We start from the raw sequence: 17,189 nt of genomic DNA on the forward strand, positions 1-17,189 counted from the left end.
GCCATGGGGGTCGCGCCCGCATGATGGAGATGGGTGATGGCAAGCCAATTTGCCTATGTGGCACACAGGGTCGACGACCATATTCTCAGCGCCCGGCACGGCGATGCCGATGCCCAGCTGGACCTCGGGCGTATCTATGCGTCCGGCGCCGGTGGTACGATCGTCGACCTGATCGAGGCGCATAAATGGTTCAATCTCGCCGCCCTCAACGGCTGCGAGGAAGCGCAATATGCCCGCGCCGAGATTGCCGGCGAGATGAGCCCGCGCGAGATCGCCACCGCCCAGAAGGCGGCCCGCGCTTTCCTCGCCACGGCCGGGCGGGCCTAGTCCTTCCGATAGGGCCCCAGCTCGTCCAGCACCGCGATGTCCTCGGCGACGGCGGCGCGCTCGGCGGCGAGGAATTCAGCCACGGCGCGGCGGAACGACGGGTTGGGGATGAAATGCGCCGACCAGGTCGTCACCGGGCGATAGCCACGCGCCAGCTTGTGCTCGCCCTGCGCGCCGGCCTCGACCGACTTTAGTCCGCGCGCGATGGCGGCATCGATCGCCTGATAGTAGCAAAGCTCGAAATGGAGGAACGGCACGTCCTCAACGGCGCCCCAATAGCGGCCGTAGAGGGCATTCGCGCCGATCAGGTTGAGCGCGCCCGCGATCGGCCGCCCGTCGCGGCAGGCGAGCATCAGCAGCACCTTGTCGGCCATGCGCTCGCCCAGCAACGAGAAGAAGGCGCGGGTAAGATAGGGCCGCCCCCATTTGCGCGAGCCGGTGTCCTGATAGAAGCGCCAGAAGGCATCCCAGTCAGCCTCGGTCAGCGCCGACCCGGTGAGGTGGCGCACCTCGATCCCGTCCAGTGCGGCGGCGCGTTCCTTGCGAATCGCCTTGCGCTTGCGGCTGGCCAGCGCGCCGAGGAAATCCTCGAAGTCGCGATAGCCCTCGTTCGTCCAGTGGAACTGGCGATCTGATCGGATCAGCCAGCCGGCCGCCTCGAACAGCGCCACCTGGTCGGGGGCGATGAAAGTGGCATGGGCCGAGGAGAGGTCATGCTGATGGACCAGCGCCTCAGCCCCGCCGATCAGCGCCGGCAGCAGCGCGGGCGCGCGCGCCAGCAGCCGGGGCCCGGGCACCGGCGTGAACGGCACGGCGATCTGCAGCTTGGGATAATAGCTGCCGCCGGCCTGCTCCCAGGCATTGGCCCAGCCATGGTCGAAGACATATTCGCCCTGGCTGTGGCTCTTGGCATAGGCCGGCGCGACGGCGGCAATGCGCCCGTCCGCGTCCTCGATGACCAGCGGCACCGGCTGCCAGCCGGTGCGCGGCGACACGCTGCCCGACTCCTCCAGGATCGACAGGAAGGCGTGCGAGACGAACGGATTGTCCGCGCCGGCGCACGCATCCCATTCCGCCGCGGGCAGCGACCCGATGCCGTCGGCGATGCGCACCGCGATGTCGGTCATGACCGGGGCAGCTCGTGGATGATCTGATCGGCATGGGCGGCGGCGGTGGCGCGCTGCGCCTCGCTGCGCACCGTCCAGGTGAGCAGCGGCCGGCCCGAGCGACGGACCCGCTCCGAAAAGGCCGATGGCAGGTCGCGAATGTCGCAGGCGACGAAATGCGGATCGGCGACCGCCAGCGACAATCGCCGGCGGATCGCTCCGCCCAGGCCGCGATGGCCGTCCTCGGTGACGACGAGGCCGCGCGGCCGCCACGGCTCATGCCGGCGGAACCAGCGCACGATGCGCGGATCGAAGGACATCACTGCCTTGTCGCTCCCGTGGCCGATCAGATCGGCGGCGACCGCCCGGCACAATTCCCCGGTGCGCGGTCCGGCGGCCTTGAGCTCGATCAGCATCGGCGCCCGCTCGTCGACCAGCTCCAGGATTTCGGCGAGGGGCGGCAGTGTCTCGTCGGTGCCGGCCAGCCTGATGCGGGCCAGCTCGGCGGCGTCGCGCGCGCCGACCGGGCCGCTTTCCCCGGTGAGGCGATCGAGCTCGTCGTCATGGAACACGAAGGCCACACCGTCGCGGCTCAGCTGCACGTCGCACTCGATGCCCTGGCCGGTGGCGATCGCCGCCGCGAACGCCGCCCGGCTATTCTCCACCACGTCGCCCGCATGCAGCCCGCGATGGGCGAAGGGGCGGCGGATGAGGAAGGCCCGCTCAGGCGGGACGGACGGCGATGACCGCATCGACCTCAACGACCGCGCCGAGCGGCAGCGCCGGCACGCCGACGGCGCTGCGGGCATGTTTGCCGGCCTCGCCGAACACGCGGACCATCAGCTCCGAGGCGCCGTTGGCGACCGCCGGCTGGCCGGTGAAATCGCCTGCGGAATTGACGAATACGCCAAGCTTCAGCACCCGCTCGACCCGGTCGAGCGAGCCGCCCAGCGCCTTGGCGATCTGGGCGAGCAGCATCATGCCGCAGCGCTCGGCGGCGGCGCGGCCATAATCGGCATCGCGGTCCGCGCCGACCCGGCCCTTCATCAGCTCGCCGTCCTGGAAGGGAAGCTGGCCGGAGACATGGAGCAGCCCGCCCGCCTCGACCGTCGGCACATAGGCGGCAACCGGGGCCGCCGCTTCGGGCAGCGAAAGGCCGAGTTCGGCGAGTCTGGCGTCGTGGCTCATAGGGTGAAGCGGTGGAGCAGGCGGGGCCGCCGGTCAAGGGTGGCGCTCGGAGGGATCGGCGGGACGACGGGTGTGGCCTAAGCCGCTTCGCCTTCCGCCATCCGCTCCAGGATCCACTCCGCCGCGACATCCCAGTCGTCAATCCGCGCATGGGCATGGGGCGCAGGCGGCAGGTTGGCGGCGAGCCGCGGCTCGGCGACCATGTGCAGCCGCCACACGTCCGGCCGCGCCTGCGCCACGGATTCGTGGTGATGGGCGAGATCGTCGACGAACACCGTCGCCCCCGGGGCCATCTCCGCGACCAGCGCCGCCAGCGGCCGGCCCTTGCCGCCCTGATTGCAGATCACGCGATGGGCGATGCCGTGGCGGGCCAGCTGATCGACGCGGTCGGCGTGGCAATGATCCTTGAGATTGGTGAGTACCACGATGTCCGCCGTCTCGGCGATGCGGCCGAGCGCCTCGACGGCGCCGGGCACCGGCGTCTGGCGGTGCATCTCGCTGGCGAAGAAACCGTCGAGCAGCGGGAAGGCCTCCTCGACGCCGAGCTTGCAGCCGTCGGCGCGGCGGGTGAAGGCGTCCGGCCAGCGCCCGCTCGCCAGATCGAAGTCGATGGCGTGGGCCTCGTCCAGCCAGTCCGCGAAATGGCCGAGCATGTGGAGCAGCACCTCGTCGCAATCGGTGACGAGGAGGGGGCGATTGCCGCGGCTCATAAATTATTTGTCCTCCAGGGAACGACGTGCGGCGATGAGCGTTTGGGGCCGGACGTCGAGCGCCTCGGCGCATGCGACCAGATCGGGTTCGTGGGCTTCGAGGAAGGCAAGGACGGCGGCGAGCACGGCCGGATCATCCACCCCTTCGCGCAGTTCCGCAGGCGTCAGCCCGGTCAGGTCGAGCAGCCGCCGGGCGCGCGAGGCTTCACTCAATATCCATATAAGTGCAGATAAAGCGTGACTTTCCTGGCCGTCTGGCATTCTATCCCTCCGGGCGGGCCGACATGGCCCTAGTCGGACCGGGCCGGCGGCGGAACTGGGGTGTACACCATGTCCAAACGCGTACTTGTCGTCGAGGATAATGAGCTCAACCTGAAGCTGTTCTGCGACCTGCTCCGGGTACATGATTACCTCCCCGAGCCGGTACGGGACGGGCGCGAAGCGGTGGACCGGGCGCGGAGCTTCTGCCCCGACCTCGTCATCATGGATATCCAGCTGCCGCACGTCAGCGGGCTCGACCTGATCGAAACGCTGAAGAAGGATGAGACGCTGCGCGACATCCCGATCATGGCGGTCACGGCCTTCGCCGCGAAAGGCGATGAGGAGCGAATCCGCGCGGCCGGCGCGGAAGCCTATGTATCGAAGCCGATGTCGGTGACGCGCTTCGTGCAGCAGGTGCAGGCGCTCGCCTGAACGGCGGCGCCTCGTCGCACCATCCGATTCCCCGGCCGGGCCGGGGCACCGGCCATGTTATTTGATCTTGGCTTCCTTGAAGTCGACATGCTTGCGCACCACCGGATCATATTTCCGGAAGGAGAGCTTCTCCGTCTGGGTGCGCGGATTCTTCTTCGTCACATAGAAGAAGCCGGTGTCGGCGGTGGACACGAGCTTGATCTTGACGGTCGTCGGCTTGGCCATATCGTCCTCAAATGCTGGTCGCCGCGACCGGCGGGCATCGTCCCAGGGCCGCGAAAAAATAAAGCGGCGTCGCCGCCGCTCAATCGGGGTCGCGGATGCACGCCTGTCCCGAAATTGTCAAGTCGCGACGCTATTAACCACGAGGCAATACCAGCTGGCGCATATCGTCACTCGCCGAGGCGCGAGTGGCGCGGCAACGGTGGGGGAGGGTTCATGCAACACAAGATCGCGGCGGGGCTGGACGCAAGGATCACGCTCTGCGGGCGGCTGTCGCTGTTGGCGGCCGCCGCCGAGACGATGCCGCCGCCGGTGCTGGCGGGCCGCATCGAGGAATTGCGCCGCATCGCCATCGCCGAAGGGCTGACCGCGGCGGCCCGCGTTGCCCGCGCCTTCACCGGCGCGCTTTCCGAATCGCGCTGCCGCAACAGCTTCACCCATTGGTTCGCGGCACTCGCCGATGCCATCGACTGCGAGGATACGGACGCCGACATGGTCGCCGACGCCTGCCTCGCGGCGGTGATGGTGCGGATGGGCTGAAGCCGATCAATCTTATCGAAACTTCCGTGGTCCGATGCGGATGAACCCTATTGCCTTCGCGGCGTTCAGGAACGATTCCACCCCTGAAACGATGCAAGGAAGACCGCCATGGCCGAAACCCCCAAGCCTGCGCTCAAGACGCCCACCGACATCAAGGACAATTCAGCCAAGTCCGTGGCCGACGCGCTGAACGGCATTCTCGCCGATAGCTATGCGCTCTACCTCAAGACCAAGAATTTCCACTGGCATGTCTCGGGTCCGCATTTCCGCGACTATCACCTGATGCTGGATGATCAGGCGACGCAGATTCTCGGCACGACCGATCAGATCGCAGAGCGCGTCCGCAAGACGGGCAACACCACGCTGCGCTCGATCGGCGATATCAGCCGCCGCCAGACGATCCGCGACAATGACGCCGACTTCGTCTCCGCCGCGGACATGCTGGCTGAGCTGCGTGAGGACAATCTCGCGCTCGTCGCCCTGCTTCGCGAGGCGAAGGACATTGTCGACGAGGCCAAGGACAACGCCACCTCCGGCATCCTCGACGAATGGACCGACCTCGCCGAGGAGCGCGCATGGTTCCTGTTCGAGGCCAGCCGCAAGGCGTGATCGGCCCTCGACCTCATCGTCCGGGAGGTTGCCCGGCTTGACCCGACCCCACGGCGCGGCTAGCCCGCGCCGATCATTCGGGGAGTAGCCGGCCGGACGAACGCGTTCCGGGCCCCCGCGTCAACATGCTTGGCCGAGAGGTCATGGCGCGGGAAGGGGCCTGTCAGGCCCTTCGGCAAGACCGATGATGTTCGTGCACGCGGCCGGCCGGGCGCGCGCACGGCATCGTCGTGTCCACCGCCCGGCCCCGGAATGCCTTCATGGAAGCTTTTCTCGCCTCCACTCTGGTGGTGGCCGTCGCCGAGATCGGCGACAAGACGATGCTGCTGGCGGTGCTGCTCGCGTGCCGTTTCCGCGCGCCGGGCGCGATCATTGCCGGCATCCTGCTTGCCACGCTCGCCAATCACGGGCTGGCGGCCCTTGCCGGCGCCGAGGTGGCCGGCTTGCTCGACGGCTGGTGGTTCCGCCTGGCGGTGGCGCTCGGCTTTCTCGCCATGGCCTTGTGGACACTTGTCCCCGATCGGCTGGACGACGACGGTGATGCGAGGCCTTCGCGCTTCGGCCCGTTCCTGACGACGCTCGTCTCATTCTTCATCGTCGAGATCGGCGACAAGACGCAGGTCGCCACTGTGGCGCTCGGTGCGCAATATCATGCCGTGCTCACCGTCGCGGCCGGCACCACGCTCGGCATGATGATCGCCAATGTCCCGGCGGTGCTGCTCGGCGAGCGAGCGGTGCGCATCGTGCCGCTGGGGCTGGTGCGCATCGTGGCGGCGGCGATTTTCGCGGTTTTGGGCGCTGTCGCGCTCGCCATGCTGTTGCGCTGATGGAACGGATGTCGGTTTTGATGCATTTTACAATTCAGACATAAAGGAGGATGCCAATGTTGAAGATGGCACTCGTTTTCCTGGTCATCGGCCTGGCGCTGGGCGTATTGGGCTTTGGCGGGCTGGGCGGCGTGTTCGTCGGCGCCGCGAAGCTGATGTTTTTCGTCGCGATTGCGCTGTTCCTGGTGCTGCTCGTCGCCAGCGTGATCGGCGTCAAGAAGGTCATGGACTAGGGCATCGGCGGGAGCGGCGATGCGTGACTTCTCCCGCCTGCTCGATGCCCTCATCTACACCCGTTCACGCAACACCAAGCTCCGGCTGATTGCCGATTATCTGCGCGCCACGCCTGACCCGGACCGGGGTTGGGCGATGGCCGCGATGACCGGCGCGCTCGATCTGCGCGCCGTGAAGCCCGCCCAGATTGGCGCGCTGGTCGCCGAGCGAGTCGATCCCGTGCTGTTCGCGCTGAGCCGCGACTATGTCGGCGATCTCGCCGAGACGGTGGCGCTGATCTGGCCAAAGCGCATCGACCAGCCCGCCGAGCTTGATGACGGATCGCTGCGCCTGTCGACGGTGGTGGAGCGGCTGTCGACGCTGGGCCGGGTCGAGGCGCAGCAGGTGCTCGGCCAGATGCTCGATCATCTCGATTCGCCCGGTCGCTTCGCGCTGCTCAAGCTGGCCACCGGGGCGCTGCGCGTGGGCGTCTCCGCCCGCCTCGCCAAGACCGCGCTCGCCCAGGCCTTCGGGCTCGATGTCGATGCGGTGGAGGAGGTGTGGCATGGCATTCCGGCGCCCTATGCGCCGCTGTTTGCCTGGGCCGAGGGGCAGGGCCCGCAGCCGGTGCCGGCGAACACGCCCGTGTTCCGCCCGTTCATGCTCGCCCACCCCCTGGAAGACGCCACCGTCGACCTCGCCGATTATGCCGCCGAATGGAAATGGGACGGCATCCGCGTGCAGATCGTCCGCGTCGCCGGCGGCCCGGCCAGACTCTACAGCCGCGCCGGCGACGACATCACCGGCAGCTTTCCCGATGTCGCGGAGGCGTTCGACCGCGATGGCGTTGTCGATGGCGAGCTGATGGTGCGCGGCCAGGCCCAGGGCGGCGAGGAGCAGGGCGGGGCGGCGGCGAGCTTCAACGCGCTCCAGCAGCGGCTCGGCCGCAAGGCGGTGTCGGCGCGGATGCGGGCCGAGTTCCCGGCCTTCGTGCGCCTTTACGATCTGCTGTTCGACGGCATGGACGATGTTCGCCCGCTACCGTGGACGGCGCGGCGGGCCCGGCTCGAAGCGTTCGCGAGCGCGCTGGAGCCCGAGCGGTTCGACCTGTCGCGGGTCATCGAGGCCGCCGATTTCGGTGCGCTCGAAGAGATTCGTGCCGGCGCCCGCGATGCCGCGATCGAGGGCGTGATGCTCAAGCAGCGCGCCTCGCCCTATGTCGCCGGCCGCCGCGCCGGGCTGTGGTACAAATGGAAGCGCGATCCGCTCACCGCCGACTGCGTGGTGATGTATGCCCAGCGCGGGCACGGCAAACGCAGCTCCTATTATTCGGATTACACCTTCGGCTGCTGGACGGCGCCGCCGGAAGAGGGCGGCGAGCTGCTGCCGGTGGGCAAGGCCTATTCCGGCATCACCGACGAGGAGCTGCGCTGGCTCGATCGCTTCGTGCGCAACAATACGCTCGCCCGTTTCGGCCCGGTGAGGGAGGTGGCGAAGACCCTGGTGCTGGAGATCGCGTTCGATTCGATCCACGATTCGCGGCGCCACAAATCGGGTCTGGCGATGCGATTCCCCCGGATCGCCCGCGTCCGCCAGGACAAGCCGGCGGCGGAGGCGGATCTGATCGCCACGCTGAAGCGGATGATCGCGTGACCCGGGCTTGCCCCGAATCGCTCCAAATGCTAGGGCCCGCCCCTCACGGCGCGAACTCATGTCGCGACGAACCCTTTTTTCGTGCGCAAAAGATTATGCGCTGCGACTGGAGATTGACGGTTTTATGCAGATCATCGTTCGCGACAACAATGTCGACCAGGCGCTCCGGGCTCTCAAGAAGAAGCTCCAGCGCGAGGGCGTCTATCGCGAGATGAAGCTGCGCCGCCACTATGAGAAGCCGTCGGAAAAGCGTGCCCGCGAGCGTGCCGCTGCCATCCGTCGCGCCCGCAAGCTGGAGCGCAAGCGCATGGAGCGTGACGGCAGCCGGTAAGGTTTCCGTCTGGAGTTTGATCCGCTTCGCGGATGCGCCGCTCTGAACCATAAAGGATTGGCCATGGCCGAGAATCTCGTCCTTTCGCTGGACAGCGGCGGCGACGTCGTCATTCGCCTGCGCCCCGATCTGGCGCCCGGCCATGTCGAGCGCATCACCGAGCTGGCGCGCGAAGGCTTTTATGATGGCGTGGTGTTCCACCGCGTCATCCCCGGCTTCATGGCCCAGGGCGGCGACCCCAGCGGCACCGGCATGGGCGGCTCGGACAAGCCGAACCTCAAGGCCGAGTTCAGCCGCGAGCCGCACGTCCGCGGCGTCTGCTCCATGGCCCGCACGTCGAACCCGAACTCGGCCAACAGCCAGTTCTTCATCTGCTTCGACGACGCCACCTTCCTCGACGGCCAGTATACCGTCTGGGGCGAAGTGATCGAAGGCATGGACTTCGTCGACGCGCTGCCCAAGGGCGAGCCGCCGCGCACGCCGGGCAAGATCCTCAAGGCAACGGTGCGGGCCGAGGGCTGAGCGCCCTCACTCCGTTTGCTGACCCGGCGCTCCGTTTAAGCGCCCGTGGCCGTCATCCCGAACCCGTTTGCGGGTTCACTGTGCCACGGGTTTCCGGTTTGCGGGTGGATGCTGACACGAGCCTGTCGAACGGTGACGCCTGACGCTAGATCGGGCGTCGCCGCTCTATTGACCCGTCATCCCGCCGGCGTCGCCATCGCCTTGATCAGCCAGTCGTGGAAGATGCGCACCGCACGGCGTGACATCGCCGAGCGCCGACAGGCGAACCAGAAGCTGTAGCCGCTTTCCACCTGCCGTTCCGGGAACAGCGCAACGAGTTGGTTATTGTGGGCCTGAGCCAGATGCTCGTCGAGCATGAAGGCGATGCCGATGCCTTGCGCTGCGGCATCGAGCATCAGCTGGCCGGCATCGAAATGGTCCGTCACCGCCGGCTCCAGCGCCTCGGCATCCATGCCCCGCCGCCAGATGAAGAACAGATCCGCCATGTCGCGATGCACAAGAATCGTCCGGCTGGCGAGGTCCATCGGTCCGGCGATCTCGGCCGCCATTGCCCGCGAGGCGATGGCGACGACCTTGTGGCGGCTGATCCGGCGGCTGTAGAGCGCCGGGTCCACTTCGCGCCCCAGCACGATCGCCGCGTCCAGCCCGTCGCCAAGGCGCGCGATGCCGTGCGGCGCGGTGTCGAGGTTCAGGTGGAAATCGGGATAGGCCTCGCGCAGGCTGTCCATGCGCGGCATCAGCTGCTGCGAGGCCCATAGCGGCTGGACGTTGAGGCGCAGGCGAAGATGCTCCGCGTCCCCCGTCGCTTCGCCGATGGCCACCGCCAGCGCGTCCAGCGCCGGGCCGATGCGGGTGAGCAGCGCTTCGCCCTCGGCGTTGAGCGCCATCGCCTGATGCCGCCGGTCAAACAGCGATCGCCCGACGAATCGCTCCATCGCCTGCAGCCTGCGGCTCAGCGCCGGCGAGGACAGCGCCAGTTCCTCGGCCGCGGCCTTGACCGAGCCGAGCCGGCCGACCTGGATGAACGCCTCGATGGCGGTAAGGGGGGGCATGCGTCTCACGGATGTCTATCCTGTGACATGGTTTTGTGCGGTGCAAGCGGGAACATGCCGCATTGCCGCATGAGCGAAATGAAACCCCTCCTTGCAGGAAATGCAATCCTTACGACTAATTTCGCACTTGCACAAAAGCACGCTGCGCTGCACAAGGAACGGGCCTTTCAGGCATCCTCTCCTAAAACTTCGGGTCAGCCCTCGGGCTGGCCCGTTTTTTTTCGTGCGCAGAACCCATATCCCTGCTGCCGAGTTGGCAGGTTTCGAGTGGAGGAAGGGCGCACATGGCCGATGGCGAACAACCGGGCCGCAAGTTGCAGGTGGCCAATGCCCGGCCGGATGACAGCGGGCGCGGCCTCGCCCGCCTGTCCCAGGCGACGATGGCGGCGCTCGGGCTGGTGGAGGGCGACGTCGTGGAGATCGTCGGCAAGCGCTCGACGCCTGCCCGCGCCTTCCTGCCCTATCCTGAGGATGAGGGTCTCGACATATTGCGGCTGGATGGCCTGCAGCGCGCCAATGCCGGCGTCGGCTCGGGCGATTTCGTCGAGATTCGCAAGGGCCAGAGCCAGCCGGCGAGCCGAGTCGTGTTCGCGCCGGCCCAGCAGAATCTGCGGCTGACCGGTTCGGGCGCGGCGTTGAAGCGCAGTTTCCAGATGAAGCCGATCGCGCAGGGCGACATCGTCGCGACCACCGCGCAGCAGCGGCTCGACGGCGACAATCTGCCGCCTCAGCTCCGCCAGATGCTCAACCGGCCGGCCTATTCGTTGCAGGAAATCCGTCTCAACGTCGTCTCGACGACGCCCAAGGGCTTCGTCCACATCGACGCCAATACCGAGGTCGAGCTGCGCCCCGAATATGAGGAGGCGAAGGATCAGCGCCGCGCCGACGTCACCTATGACGATATCGGCGGCCTCGGCGACACCATCGATCAGGTGCGCGAGATGGTCGAGCTGCCGTTGCGCTATCCGGAGCTGTTCCAGCGCCTCGGCGTCGATCCGCCCAAGGGCGTGCTGCTGCACGGGCCGCCCGGCACCGGCAAGACCCGCCTCGCGCGCGCCGTCGCCAATGAGAGCGAGGCGCAGTTCTTCCTGATCAATGGGCCGGAGATCATGGGCTCGGCCTATGGCGAGAGCGAGAGCCGGCTGCGTCAGGTGTTCGAGGAGGCGGCCCGCAACGCGCCCTCGATCGTGTTCATCGACGAGATCGACTCGATCGCGCCCAAGCGCGGCCAGGTGACGGGCGAGGCGGAGAAGCGCATCGTCGCCCAGCTGCTGACGCTGATGGACGGGCTGGAGGCGCGCGCCAACCTCGTCGTCATCGCCGCCACCAACCGGCCCGAGGCGATCGACGAAGCGCTGCGGCGGCCGGGCCGGTTCGACCGCGAGATCATCGTCGGCGTGCCCGACGAGCGCGGCCGCCGCGAGATCCTCGGCATCCACACCCGCGGCATGCCGCTCGGCGACAAGGTCGATCTCGAGGAGCTGGCGCGGACCACCTATGGTTTCGTCGGTGCCGACCTCGCGGCGCTGAGCCGCGAGGCCGCGATCGAGGCAGTGCGCCGCATCATGCCGCAGCTCAACCTCGAGGAGCGCACCGTGCCGCCCGAGGTGCTCGATGCCCTGTCGGTGACGCGGGAGGATTTCCTCTCCGCGTTGAAGCGCGTGCAGCCGTCGGCGATGCGCGAGGTGATGGTGCAGGCGCCGAACGTGTCATGGGAGGATGTCGGCGGCCTTTCCGAGACAGTGGAGAAATTGCGCGAGGGGGTCGAACTGCCGCTGACCCGCCCGGACGCCTTCCGCCGCCTCGGCATCCGGCCGGCCAAGGGCTTTCTGCTCTATGGCCCGCCCGGCACCGGCAAGACGCTGATCGCCAAGGCGGTGGCGCGCGGCGCGCAAGCCAATTTCATTGCCACCAAATCATCGGACCTGCTCTCCAAATGGTATGGCGAGAGCGAGCAGCAGATCGCGCGGCTGTTCGCCCGCGCGCGCCAGGTAGCGCCGACGGTGATCTTCTTCGACGAGCTGGACAGCCTCGTGCCCGCGCGCGGCGGCGGCCTCGGCGAGCCGCAGGTGACCGAGCGCGTGGTCAACACCATCCTCGCCGAGATGGACGGGCTGGAGGAATTGCAGTCGGTGGTGGTGATCGGCGCCACCAACCGGCCCAACCTCGTCGATCCGGCGCTGCTGCGGCCGGGCCGCTTCGACGAGCTGATCTACGTGCCGGTGCCGGACGAGCCGGCGCGCGCCCACATCCTGCGCATCCGCACGCGCAAGATGCCGCTGACCGACGATGTCGACCTCGATTCGGTCGCGGCGCGCACGGAGCGCTATACCGGCGCCGATCTGGAAGGGCTGGTACGCCGTGCGGGCATGCACGCGCTGCGCGAGGACAGCGACCTGCGCATGCGCCATTTCGAGAAGGCGCTGGAGGAATCGAATCCCAGCGTCACTGCCGAGATGGAGCATGATTACGAGCAGATCGCCTCGCGGCTGAAGCAGGATGCGGCGGCGATGCAGCCGATCGGCTTCGTCGGCCCCGGCATGCTGCGGCCGCGCGACGGGTGAAGGCCGGGGATTGGCGGGGCGATCCGCCTCGCCAATCCCCGCCTCGAAGGTTCAGCGCGATGCGGCGGTGTCGCGGCGATCACCGCTCCCAGTCATAGGACCGCGTCACGCTGCTGACGATCAGCTCGTAGCTTTCATACCAGCGCATCCGCCCCAGCTCGCGGATGCGGGCGTGCTCGGCGTCGTCGCGCCAGGCGAGCGCGCTCGCCTCGTCCGCCCAATAGCTGACGGTGAGGCCAAAGCCGTCCGCTCCGCGCGCGGAATGGATGCCGAGATAGCCGGGCATCGCCGCGGCGCGCGCTCCCATGGACTCGGCGGCGGCTTCATAGCCGGTGGCGTCCTCGCCCGTCCGCCGGGAGGCAAAGATCACCGCAATCGTTCCGGCTACATATTTATTCGTCATCCGATCGCGCTCCTTGCCCGGATCGACGTGACGGCGATAACGTGATCGTGCCGCGAATGGAACGGTCTGCCGTCTCCATGCGTCGGGCGCTTGCGTTTACGTGGCAGTTTTGCGAACGGCTGGAGTTCCGCCCGATTCTCAGGGCGATGCGTTGGGAGTGGACATGCCGGGATTTTCCGCAGACACCGCCGTCGGCCGCCGGCCGGCCGCGATTGGTCCGCTGGGCCTCTTCTTCCGGGAGTTCGTGCGACATCCGGTGATGGTCGGCTCGATCATTCCCTCCTCGCGCGCCTGCATCGATCGCACGCTGAAGGCGGTCGACTGGGCGGCGACCAAGGTGTTCGTCGAATATGGCCCCGGCGTCGGCACCTTCACTCGCGTCGTGCTGGAGCGGATGGCGCCGGACGCGACGCTGGTGGTGATCGACACCAACAAGAGCTTCATCGACTATCTCGGGCAGACCATCCACGACAGCCGGTTGCAGCGTTGCCATGGCTCGGCCGCGGAGGTCGGCTCGATCCTCGCCGGGCTCGGCTTCGATCATGCCGATTATATTCTGTCGGGCCTGCCCTTCTCGACGCTGCCGCTGGGCGTCGGCGACGCCATCGCCCGCGAGACCCATGCCGCGCTGCGCCCGGGCGGCGCCTTCCTCGTCTATCAGTTCAATCCGCGCGTCCGGAACTTCCTCGTCCCCCATTTCCTCCGCATCGACGACGATATGGAATGGATGAACGTGCCTCCGTGCAAGATCTGGACCGCCTGGAAGGACTGACCGGGCTCACTCGAACCCGAAGTTCAGCCGCCGCGTCAGGCGATAGTCGAGGATCGCGACCACGAAATAGGCCAGCGACCAGCGCAGCCGCAGCAGCGGCCCGACCTTGTCGTGATCGGCGTTGGTGACTTCGCGCGACTCCGCCCATTCCGCTTCGGCCCACCGGCGCAGATGCGCGGCGAAGGCGGCGTCCTCGACGCGCAGCATCAGCTCGAGATTGAGGTAAAGGCTGCGCATGTCGAAATTGGCCGAACCGATATGGACGCGGTCGTCGACGACGTAGAGCTTGGTGTGCAGCCGCGCCGGCTGATACTCCGCCACGCGCACCCCCCGTCGCAGCAGCCGCCTGTAGGTATGCCGCGCCGCGCCGATCGTGGCATTGTTGTCGGAAAGTGCGGCGGTGATGATTCGCGCCTCGCCGCGGTTGCGGCGCACGACCCGCTCGATGCGCCGCAGGTTGCCCGGATTGGGCGCGAAATAGGCCGCGATCACGTCCAGCCGCCGGGCGTTGGCGATATCCACCCGCATCACCTGCGCCCAGGGGGAGGGGCCGCGCGTCGGCCCCCCGAACAGCCACCGCAGCGGCGCGCCCCGGTGCCACTCACTATGGCGGACGAGCGCGCGGCGGAGCGTGCGCACCTTGGCCTTGGGGTCGTGCGTCCAGGCGACGAGCGTGTCGAACCAGGGCGCCAGCCGCCCCGCCGCCGGGCCTTCGACAAGCAGGCCGAGATCGCGCCACTGGCCGTTGAAATAGCCGTCCTCGACGTTGAAGCCGCCGATCAGCGCGCGCGCCTCGTCGGCCAGCGTCATCTTCTGGTGATTGCGCAACAGGTATCGGCGACCGAAGCGCGGGATGAACCGGCACAGATCCACCCCCGAATCGGTGAGCGGCTGGAGGAAGGCGTCGCTGAGCGGGCTGCCGAAGCCGTCGATGATCAGCGACACGCTCACCCCCCGGCGCGCGGCGGCGACCAGCGCGTCACGCACCCGCCGGCCGGACTCGTCGTCGGCGAAGATATAGTAGAGCAGCCTGAGCGAGCGTTCCGCCCCCTCGATCAGCGCGATCAGCGTCGCGAGGCGCGCGGGACCGGCGGTGAGCGGCGTCAGCCGGTCCGCGCCGATCGCAAACGGCCTGTCCCACTCGTCCGCGCGCTCCATGGGCGTTCCCTTGCGGGCGTGGCGCGAAGCTGGCAAGCCTCGGTTTCATTGACTTCCGCGCCCGGCATCGCTACCTGCGGCGCCTTTCCCTTCCCCAAGGCTTTACCGGGAGCAGCTGCCCATGGCGCGCGTCACCGTCGAGGATTGTGTCGACAAGGTTCCGAACCGCTTCGATCTCGTGCTGCTGGCCGCGCATCGCGCCCGCCAGATCTCCGGGGGTGCGGAGCTGACGATCGACCGCGACCGCGACAAGAACCCGGTGGTCGCGCTGCGCGAGATCGCCGAGGAGATGGTGGTGCCGGTCGAGCTGCGCGAAGCGGTGGTCAACTCGCTCCAGCGCGTCCAGCTCGACGAGGATGACGCGCCCGACGCGATCGGCAACCTCGCCCAGTCGGCCGAGGCGCTCCGCCTCACCGCCGCCGCCCCGCCGCGCAACCAGAACGCCGGCGGCGACTACGAGTAAGCGAAGGGGATGTCGCCGCCTCCCATGACGGGCGGACCGGCACCCCGCCGCCCCCACCGTACGCGTCACCTTGAACGGGTTTCACGGTCCGCCCGTACGGTTGCTCCGCGCCACGCCAGCTCCTAGAGGCCGATCTTCCTGAAGGCGGAGGCGTGGCATGGAAGTCGTTGGCGTGATCGGTGCAGGGCAGATGGGCGCTGGCATCGCGCAGGTCTCCGCACAGGCCGGCTACCGCGTGCTGTTGTCCGATGTCTCGCAGGACGTGGCGGCGAAGGGCAAGGCGGGCATCGCCAGGCAGCTGTCCCGGCTGGTCGAGAAGGAGAAGATCGCCGCAGCCGATGCCGAGGCCGCGCTCGCCCTGATCGAGCCGGTCGCCAGCACCGACGCGATGGCGCCCGCCGCCCTCGTCATCGAGGCGGCGACCGAGCGCGAGGATATCAAGCGCAAGATCTTCGAGGGCGTCGGCAAGGTGCTCGGGTCGGACGCCATCCTCGCCAGCAACACCTCGTCCATCCCGATCACCCGGCTCGCCCAGGCCTCGCCCGATCCGGCGCGATTCATGGGCGTGCATTTCTTCAATCCGGTGCCGGTGATGCGCCCGATCGAGCTGATCCGCGGCCTTGCCACCTCGGAGGCGACGGTGAACGCGGTCGAGGCGTTCGCGCAGCGGCTCGGCAAGACGGTGGTCCACGCCAATGACGCGCCCGGCTTCATCGTCAACCGCGTGCTGATCCCGTTCCTCAATGAGGCCTGCTTCGCGCTGGGCGAGGGCGTCGCCAATGTGCGCGACATCGACGCGGCGGTGTCGCTCGGCCTCAATCACCCGATGGGGCCGCTGACGCTGGCCGATTTCATCGGCCTCGACACCTGCCTCAACATCGCGCGCGTGATGCTGGAAGGTACCGGCGATCCCAAGTTCAGGCCGGCGCCGCTGCTCGTCAAATATGTCGAGGCCGGCTGGCTCGGCCGCAAGACCGGCAAGGGCTTCTACGATTATTCGGGGCCCGAGCCGGTGCCGACACGCTGAGGGAGGTGACGGACGCCGCGCGCCTCCCTATCGTCGCGGCGCATGACCGATAGCGTTCCGCCCGCCTATCCGCGTGGGCTTTTCACCTTCAGCCTCGTCTATGGCGGCCTCGTCTGCATGGCGGGCGTGCTCGGCAACAAGCTGATCGCGCTCGGCCCGCTGGCGGTGGAGGCGGGCATTTTCGCCTTCCTGCTGCTCGTCGTCACCTCTAGCGCCATCGCCGAGCTTTACGGCCGGGCGACGGCCAACCGCACCGTGATCACCGGCTTCCTGCCGATGATCCTGTCGATGCTGCTGATCCAGCTGGTGCTGGTGCTGCCCGCCTCGCCGGAGATGCCGGCCGACCGGCTGGCTGCGTTCGAGGCGATTCTCGGCCAGAGCGCGCGGCTGATGCTGGCCGGCCTCATCGCCTATGGCACCTCGCAGATTCTCAACGTGACGATCTTCACGGCGATGAAGGGGCGCGAGGGCGGCCGGCTGCTGTGGCTGCGCGCCGGCGTCTCCTCGATCTGCTCGCAGCTCGTCGATACCGGCCTGTTCATCACCATCGCCTTCTGGGGCGTGTTCCCGATCGGCCCGATCCTCGTCGGGCAGGCGATCGCCAAGGTGGTGCTGTCGGCGCTGGTGGTGCCGCCGCTCATTTACCTGTTCGTCGCCATCGGCCGCCGGCTGGACGCGCGGGGATAGGGCGCGGCGCCAATCCCGCCCGCTTCCTCACCCTGAACCTGGTGCAAGGCCACCCCTCCGCATCCCGGGCGTTCCGGGTGAGTGTATGCGGGACCCAGGTTCAGCCTGACGAAATCGGATGA

23 protein-coding genes and 1 riboswitch are annotated in these 17,189 nt (G+C 67.9%); of the genes, 14 read left to right on the forward strand and 9 right to left on the reverse strand.

All coding sequences use genetic code 11. The features are described 5' to 3' along the window. Positions 1 to 36: 36 nt before the first annotated feature. Positions 37 to 327, forward strand: coding sequence for an SEL1-like repeat protein (locus KOF26_RS04950; protein WP_216321045.1), 291 nt, complete (start codon positions 37 to 39; stop codon positions 325 to 327). On the opposite strand, the gene KOF26_RS04955 is transcribed toward KOF26_RS04950, so the two are convergent. From KOF26_RS04955 to KOF26_RS04975, 5 genes are all read right to left on the reverse strand, one after another. Then, the gene (locus KOF26_RS04955; protein WP_216321048.1) at positions 324 to 1,454 is read right to left on the reverse strand and encodes a GNAT family N-acetyltransferase; all 1,131 of its coding nucleotides are present in this window, start codon (positions 1,452 to 1,454) and stop codon (positions 324 to 326) included. The genes KOF26_RS04950 and KOF26_RS04955 overlap by 4 nt on opposite strands. After that, the gene (locus tag KOF26_RS04960; protein ID WP_216321051.1) at positions 1,451 to 2,185 is read right to left on the reverse strand and encodes a glycerophosphodiester phosphodiesterase family protein; all 735 of its coding nucleotides are present in this window, start codon (positions 2,183 to 2,185) and stop codon (positions 1,451 to 1,453) included. Before KOF26_RS04960 ends, KOF26_RS04955 begins: the two co-directional genes overlap by 4 nt. Next, on the reverse strand, positions 2,157 to 2,621 hold the full coding sequence (locus tag KOF26_RS04965) for a RidA family protein (protein ID WP_216321054.1): 465 nt from the start codon (positions 2,619 to 2,621) through the stop codon (positions 2,157 to 2,159). Before KOF26_RS04965 ends, KOF26_RS04960 begins: the two co-directional genes overlap by 29 nt. 77 nt (positions 2,622 to 2,698) lie before the next feature. Further along, entirely contained in the window at positions 2,699 to 3,331 is a 633-nt protein-coding gene (locus KOF26_RS04970; RefSeq protein WP_216321056.1) for an HAD family hydrolase, read from the reverse strand. A gap of 3 nt (positions 3,332 to 3,334) precedes the next feature. Next, positions 3,335 to 3,592: a DUF3572 family protein gene (locus KOF26_RS04975; protein WP_216321059.1), complete on the reverse strand. Its 258-nt coding sequence runs from the start codon at positions 3,590 to 3,592 to the stop codon at positions 3,335 to 3,337. 69 nt (positions 3,593 to 3,661) lie between these two features. On the opposite strand from KOF26_RS04975, the gene KOF26_RS04980 reads away from it, so the two are divergent. Then, a complete protein-coding gene (locus KOF26_RS04980; protein ID WP_216321062.1) occupies positions 3,662 to 4,024 on the forward strand; it encodes a response regulator in 363 nt (120 codons plus the stop codon). A gap of 57 nt (positions 4,025 to 4,081) precedes the next feature. Here the strand turns inward: KOF26_RS04980 and rpmG are convergent, their stop codons facing one another. Then, complete coding sequence (gene rpmG, locus KOF26_RS04985; RefSeq protein WP_010125625.1) at positions 4,082 to 4,249, reverse strand: 50S ribosomal protein L33; 168 nt, start codon at positions 4,247 to 4,249, stop codon at positions 4,082 to 4,084. Between the two features lie 213 nt (positions 4,250 to 4,462). Here rpmG and KOF26_RS04990 point away from each other — a divergent pair, with 213 nt between their 5' ends. From KOF26_RS04990 to KOF26_RS05020, 7 genes are all read left to right on the forward strand, one after another. Beyond that, positions 4,463 to 4,786 carry a hypothetical protein gene (locus KOF26_RS04990; RefSeq protein ID WP_216321065.1) on the forward strand — a complete coding sequence of 108 codons (324 nt, stop codon included), beginning with the start codon at positions 4,463 to 4,465 and terminating at the stop codon, positions 4,784 to 4,786. 108 nt (positions 4,787 to 4,894) lie between these two features. Then, positions 4,895 to 5,395, forward strand: coding sequence for a Dps family protein (locus tag KOF26_RS04995; protein WP_216321068.1), 501 nt, complete (start codon positions 4,895 to 4,897; stop codon positions 5,393 to 5,395). A 63-nt stretch (positions 5,396 to 5,458) separates the two neighbouring features. Beyond that, positions 5,459 to 5,567: riboswitch (yybP-ykoY riboswitch) on the forward strand. A gap of 88 nt (positions 5,568 to 5,655) precedes the next feature. After that, positions 5,656 to 6,222: a TMEM165/GDT1 family protein gene (locus tag KOF26_RS05000; protein ID WP_216321072.1), complete on the forward strand. Its 567-nt coding sequence runs from the start codon at positions 5,656 to 5,658 to the stop codon at positions 6,220 to 6,222. 56 nt (positions 6,223 to 6,278) lie between these two features. After that, complete coding sequence (locus KOF26_RS05005) at positions 6,279 to 6,455, forward strand: DUF1328 family protein (RefSeq protein ID WP_216321075.1); 177 nt, start codon at positions 6,279 to 6,281, stop codon at positions 6,453 to 6,455. A gap of 19 nt (positions 6,456 to 6,474) precedes the next feature. After that, positions 6,475 to 8,088, forward strand: coding sequence for a cisplatin damage response ATP-dependent DNA ligase (locus KOF26_RS05010; RefSeq protein ID WP_216321078.1), 1,614 nt, complete (start codon positions 6,475 to 6,477; stop codon positions 8,086 to 8,088). A gap of 124 nt (positions 8,089 to 8,212) precedes the next feature. After that, a complete protein-coding gene (gene rpsU, locus KOF26_RS05015; protein WP_216321081.1) occupies positions 8,213 to 8,419 on the forward strand; it encodes a 30S ribosomal protein S21 in 207 nt (68 codons plus the stop codon). 63 nt (positions 8,420 to 8,482) lie between these two features. Continuing rightward, positions 8,483 to 8,941: a peptidylprolyl isomerase gene (locus KOF26_RS05020; RefSeq protein WP_216321084.1), complete on the forward strand. Its 459-nt coding sequence runs from the start codon at positions 8,483 to 8,485 to the stop codon at positions 8,939 to 8,941. Between the two features lie 176 nt (positions 8,942 to 9,117). On the opposite strand, the gene KOF26_RS05025 is transcribed toward KOF26_RS05020, so the two are convergent. Next, positions 9,118 to 10,002, reverse strand: a complete 885-nt coding sequence (locus tag KOF26_RS05025; RefSeq protein ID WP_216321086.1) for a LysR substrate-binding domain-containing protein — start codon at positions 10,000 to 10,002, stop codon at positions 9,118 to 9,120. Between the two features lie 275 nt (positions 10,003 to 10,277). On the opposite strand from KOF26_RS05025, the gene KOF26_RS05030 reads away from it, so the two are divergent. Then, positions 10,278 to 12,557 carry a CDC48 family AAA ATPase gene (locus KOF26_RS05030; RefSeq protein WP_216321089.1) on the forward strand — a complete coding sequence of 760 codons (2,280 nt, stop codon included), beginning with the start codon at positions 10,278 to 10,280 and terminating at the stop codon, positions 12,555 to 12,557. Between the two features lie 79 nt (positions 12,558 to 12,636). On the opposite strand, the gene KOF26_RS05035 is transcribed toward KOF26_RS05030, so the two are convergent. Further along, complete coding sequence (locus KOF26_RS05035; RefSeq protein ID WP_216321091.1) at positions 12,637 to 12,960, reverse strand: antibiotic biosynthesis monooxygenase family protein; 324 nt, start codon at positions 12,958 to 12,960, stop codon at positions 12,637 to 12,639. A gap of 163 nt (positions 12,961 to 13,123) precedes the next feature. Here KOF26_RS05035 and KOF26_RS05040 point away from each other — a divergent pair, with 163 nt between their 5' ends. Further along, positions 13,124 to 13,732 (forward strand): class I SAM-dependent methyltransferase, encoded by a 609-nt coding sequence (locus tag KOF26_RS05040; RefSeq protein ID WP_216321094.1) that lies wholly within the window; start codon positions 13,124 to 13,126, stop codon positions 13,730 to 13,732. Between the two features lie 6 nt (positions 13,733 to 13,738). On the opposite strand, the gene KOF26_RS05045 is transcribed toward KOF26_RS05040, so the two are convergent. Further along, positions 13,739 to 14,890, reverse strand: a complete 1,152-nt coding sequence (locus KOF26_RS05045) for a phospholipase D-like domain-containing protein (protein ID WP_216321097.1) — start codon at positions 14,888 to 14,890, stop codon at positions 13,739 to 13,741. A 121-nt stretch (positions 14,891 to 15,011) separates the two neighbouring features. Between KOF26_RS05045 and rpoZ the strand changes: the two genes are divergently transcribed. From rpoZ to KOF26_RS05060, 3 genes are all read left to right on the forward strand, one after another. Then, on the forward strand, positions 15,012 to 15,353 hold the full coding sequence (gene rpoZ, locus KOF26_RS05050) for a DNA-directed RNA polymerase subunit omega (RefSeq protein WP_216321100.1): 342 nt from the start codon (positions 15,012 to 15,014) through the stop codon (positions 15,351 to 15,353). A gap of 157 nt (positions 15,354 to 15,510) precedes the next feature. Next, a complete protein-coding gene (locus tag KOF26_RS05055; protein ID WP_216321103.1) occupies positions 15,511 to 16,380 on the forward strand; it encodes a 3-hydroxybutyryl-CoA dehydrogenase in 870 nt (289 codons plus the stop codon). A 42-nt stretch (positions 16,381 to 16,422) separates the two neighbouring features. Next, a complete protein-coding gene (locus tag KOF26_RS05060; protein WP_216321107.1) occupies positions 16,423 to 17,067 on the forward strand; it encodes a queuosine precursor transporter in 645 nt (214 codons plus the stop codon). The last annotated feature ends 122 nt before the right edge of the window (positions 17,068 to 17,189 follow it).

Origin of the sequence: Sphingomonas quercus (assembly GCF_018863195.1) — a bacterium.
GTDB lineage: Bacteria > Pseudomonadota > Alphaproteobacteria > Sphingomonadales > Sphingomonadaceae > Solisphingomonas > Solisphingomonas quercus.